This is a genomic window from Halarchaeum rubridurum, from assembly GCF_014647115.1.
In the GTDB taxonomy this organism is placed as follows: Archaea; Halobacteriota; Halobacteria; order Halobacteriales; family Halobacteriaceae; genus Halarchaeum; species Halarchaeum rubridurum.
In genome coordinates, this window is the sequence record NZ_BMOO01000022.1 from 1 (window position 1) to 866 (window position 866).

Here is an 866-nt window from a genome sequence, read left to right on the forward strand (position 1 = left end):
CGCTTTTCTTAGAGGGTAGCTGCTTCTAAGCTCACCTCCCGGCTGTTTAGGGCTCGAGACCACCTTCAATCGCACTTAGCTCGTACTTTGGGACCTTAACCTCACTCTGGGTTGTCTCCCTTACGGTGCACAGGCTTACCCCGCACACCGGATTCCTCGCGTCCACAGCGTTCGTAAGTTCGGAGTTCGACAGGGGGGCCGACTCCTCTCGGAGGCGGACTCCCCAATCGGTCGCTCTACCTCACGAACTACCTCGACGAAGGTCATGCTTCGACATGTTTCGGTCGGAACCAGCTGTTGCCGAGTTCGATGGGCCTTTCACCCCTACACGTAGGTCACGGGAGGGTATTGTAAGACACCAACCCTAACAGGCCTCCACATGGCTTTCGCCATGCTTCACCTTGCCCACGCGTAGATCACTCGGTTTCGGGTCGTGTCCGTCTGACTCCCCGCCCTTGAAGACGGCGGTCCTCGCAATGCTGCGACCATGTCGGTTTCCCTATGCCTTCCCCGATACTCGGGTTAGACTCGCCAAACAGACACACTCCCTGGTTCGTTTTTCAAAACGCACGACCGGACATCGGCTCCCCTCCGGTCCTACTACGAGCTTGCACTCGCCTCGTTCTCGGAGGGGCCTTTCATGCCCAGTCGCTCCATCGCCACCTGATTTCAGGCTCTATTTCAGCTCCCTTCTCGGGATGCTTTTCAGCGTTCGCTCACGCTACTTGTTCACTATCGGTCTCGAGGAGTACTTAGTCTTAGCAGTCGATGCCTGCCAAATTCACGAGGAATTTCCGGTCCCCGCTACTCTGGAACTGACGCACGAACTACTAGATCGTCATACGGGGCTGTCACCCTGTTTCGCG

General features: G+C 56.9%; 1 rRNA gene. It reads right to left on the reverse strand.

The annotated features are described in order from the left end of the window. A 23S ribosomal RNA gene (locus tag IEX84_RS14520) occupies positions 1 to 866 on the reverse strand; the annotation flags it as partial.